A 3370-nucleotide genomic window follows, 5' to 3' on the forward strand; every position below is an offset into this window, starting at 1 on the left:
TCGGCCTGCGCGCGTGGGCCCTGGACCGCCGGCCCCTTGCTCCGGTTGAGGACGCGGAACTGGATGCCCGCCTCGTCCGCAACGCGGCCCATGAGCCCGTCGAGTGCATCGATCTCGCGCACGAGGTGGCCCTTGCCGAGCCCGCCGATGGCCGGGTTGCAGGACATCTCGCCGATGGTGGCGAAGCTATGGGTGATGAGGGCGGTGCGCGCGCCCATGCGGGCGGCCGCGGCCGCGGCCTCGCAACCGGCGTGGCCGCCGCCGATGACGACGACATCGAAGCTAAAATCGGCGCCCTTGCTCATGGCCCGTAGGTAGTCGGTCCGCCGGCTTCCGTCCATTGTTTCACGTGAATCAAAGCGCCTCTCCCCACCGGGAGGAAGACTTCCTACTTGCCGATGCAGAACTCGGCAAAGATGGCGCCGAGCACCTCCTCGGCATCGATGCGGCCGGTGAGGCGGCCAAGGTGCCGGGCGGCGATCCTGAGCTCCTCAGCCCTGAGCTCGGGGCTTAGCGCAGGCTCGCCATAGCGGCGCAGGGCATCGCGCGCGCCTTCAAGCTCGACACGGTGGCGGGCGCGGGTCATGAGCGGGGAGCCTGCGCCCGCTTCGGTCGCGCGCTGGGCTTCCATCTCGAGCGCCGCGATCAGGGGATCGAGCCCCTGCCCGGTCTTGGCCGACACTGGAATGACGTTCCGCCCTTCGCCCGCCTCGGGCGCGAGATCGATCTTGTTCAGGGCGGCGATGCAGGTCTTCGAGGCGAGCGCCGCCGGAGGCTCCCAGGCGGGCGTCGTCGCATCGATAAGCCAGAGCACGACGTCGGCCTTTTCGGCGCGAGCAAGCGCGCGGCGCACGCCCTCGGCTTCGACCTTGCCTTCGGCCTCGCGCAGGCCCGCGGTGTCGGTGAGGATCACCGGCACGCCGCCAAGATCGAGATGGACCTCGATCACGTCGCGCGTGGTGCCCGCCTCCTCCGAGACGATGGCGACATCGCGCTTGGCGAGCGCATTCATCAGGCTGGACTTGCCGGCATTGGGGGGACCGGCGATGACGATGCGCACGCCCTCGCGCAAACGCTCGCCGCCGCCCTTCAAGGGCTCCTCGATCTCCCGCAAGAGTCCGTCGACGATCCGGCCCGCCTCGACCGCAACGCCCACTCCGACATCGCCCTCGTCGGCAAAGTCGAGCTCGGCCTCGGTCAAGGCCTGGGCGCGGACGAGCCCCTCGCGCCACGCCTCGTAGCGCGCGCTCGCGACCCCTTGCGCCTGAAGCAGCGCCTGCTCGCGCTGGCAGCGCGTCTCGGCATTGACGAGGTCGGCCAAGCCTTCGAGCTGGCGAAGATCGAGCTTGCCGTTCTCGAAGGCGCGGAGGGCGAACTCGCCGGGTTCGGCAAGGCGCGTGCCGGGAAGCGACAGCACCGCCTCGATCAGTTCGGAGATCACCGCCCGGCTGCCATGCACATGGAGCTCGGCCATGTCCTCCCCGGTAAAGCTCGCCGGCGCCTCGAAGAACAGGACGAGCCCGCGGTCGAGCAGCGACCAATGCGGCGGGCCGATGTCGCGCAGGCTCGCGTGCCGCGGCTCGGGCACGCCGCCTGTGAGCGCCTCGAGCACCGCGCGTGTCCCTGACCCCGAGACGCGGACCACGGCGATCGCCGCGGGGCCGATGCCGCTCGCATGCGCGACGATGGTGTCAGACGGCATGGTTCGCGTCCCGCCAATTTCATTCATGTTGTCGCCGATCGTCCGCTCCAATGCGTTATCCTAGGGCCGAGCGAAAGGAAGAGCCATGCAGGAGCGGGTAGAAGGCAACCGGCTGGGCGAGGAGACGAGCCCCTATCTGCTCCAGCACAAGGACAACCCCGTGCATTGGCGCCCCTGGGGCGAGGAGGCGCTCGCCGAGGCCCGCGCGAGCGGCAAGCCCATCCTGCTCTCGGTCGGCTATGCCGCCTGCCATTGGTGCCACGTCATGGCGCACGAGAGCTTCGAGGACGAAGCCACGGCCGCCGTGATGAACGACCTGTTCGTCAACATCAAGGTCGACCGCGAGGAGCGCCCGGACGTGGACGCGATCTACATGGGCGCGCTGCACGAGCTTGGCGAGCAGCGCGGCTGGCCGCTCACCATGTTCTTGACCTCCGACGCCGAGCCGTTCTGGGGCGGCACCTACTTCCCCAAGGAGCAGCGCTTCGGACGTCCGGCATTCGTCAGTGTACTGAAAGAAGTGGCGCGGGTGTACCGCGAGGAGCCGGACAAGGTGAGGCAGAACGCCGAGGTGCTGAAAGACCGGCTCAAGCCCGGCCACACGGTATCGGCGAGCGCGCCCCCGTCAGAGGAGGCTCTGGCGGATCTCGCGCGCCGCATCCTTCAGGCGATCGATCCCGTGAACGGCGGGATCAGGGGCGCGCCGAAATTTCCGCAAGCCCAATTGTTCGGATTTCTGTGGCGGGCCGGTCTCCGCTACGGTTTAGCCAATCCGCTCGAGGCGGTGAACCTCACGCTGACGCACATCGCGCAAGGCGGCATCTACGATCATCTCGGCGGCGGCTTCGCGCGCTACAGCGTGGACGAGCGCTGGCTCGTCCCGCATTTCGAGAAGATGCTCTACGACAACGCACAGCTCATCGAGCTGATGACCGAGTCGTGGCGCGAGCAGAAATCGAAGCTGTTCGCAGAGCGGATCGAGGAGACGGTCGGATGGCTGCTGCGCGAGATGGTGGTTCCGGGCGGAGGTTTCGCCGCCTCGCTCGATGCCGACAGCGAGGGCGAGGAGGGCAAATTCTACGTGTGGAGCGCAGCGGAGATTGCCGAGACGCTCGATGCCGACGATGCCGGCTTGTTCGGCGAAATCTACGACGTCACGCCGTCCGGCAATTGGGAAGGTCACAACATTCTCAATCGCCTCGGTTCGACCGAGCTCCGCGACGAGGCGACGGAGGCGAAGCTCGCCTCGATCCGCAAGAGACTGCTCGCGCGCCGGGATGGCCGCGTTCGTCCGGGCTTCGACGACAAGGTGCTCGCCGATTGGAACGGGTTGATGATCGCCGCACTCGCCGAAGCAGCCGCGGCCTTCGACCGACCGCACTGGCTCGAAGCGGCGGAGGCCGCCTTCGATTTCATCTGTACACGGATGATATCCGACGGGCGGCTCAGGCATGCCTACCGCGCGAACGAAGCCAAGGCGCCGGCGACCGCCAACGACTACGCTAACATGATCCGCGCCGCGCTCAAGCTCGCCAACGTCACCGGCAAGCGCGACTATGTCGCGCGCGCGCGCCAATGGACTGACATTCTCGACACGCATTATTGGGCGGATGACATCGGTGGCTACTACTTCGTCGCCGACGACACCTCCGACCTCATCGTGCGGCC

At 67.7% G+C, this 3370-nt stretch carries 3 protein-coding genes; 1 reads left to right on the top strand and 2 read right to left on the bottom strand.

Going from position 1 to position 3370, the window contains the following annotated elements:
• Together VFB18_RS06245 and mnmE are read right to left on the bottom strand one after the other, a co-directional pair.
• Positions 1–341: FAD-dependent oxidoreductase (locus tag VFB18_RS06245; protein WP_324972345.1), on the bottom strand; the 341-nt coding region annotated here is incomplete at its 3' end.
• 47 nt (positions 342–388) lie between these two features.
• Entirely contained in the window at positions 389–1753 is a 1365-nt protein-coding gene (gene mnmE / locus VFB18_RS06250) for a tRNA uridine-5-carboxymethylaminomethyl(34) synthesis GTPase MnmE (protein ID WP_324972348.1), read from the bottom strand.
• Between the two features lie 34 nt (positions 1754–1787).
• On the opposite strand from mnmE, the gene VFB18_RS06255 reads away from it, so the two are divergent.
• On the top strand, positions 1788–3370 hold a 1583-nt coding region (locus VFB18_RS06255), incomplete at its 3' end, for a thioredoxin domain-containing protein (RefSeq protein ID WP_324972350.1).

The organism is Methyloceanibacter sp. (genome assembly GCF_035650995.1).
Lineage (GTDB): Bacteria > Pseudomonadota > Alphaproteobacteria > Rhizobiales > Methyloligellaceae > Methyloceanibacter.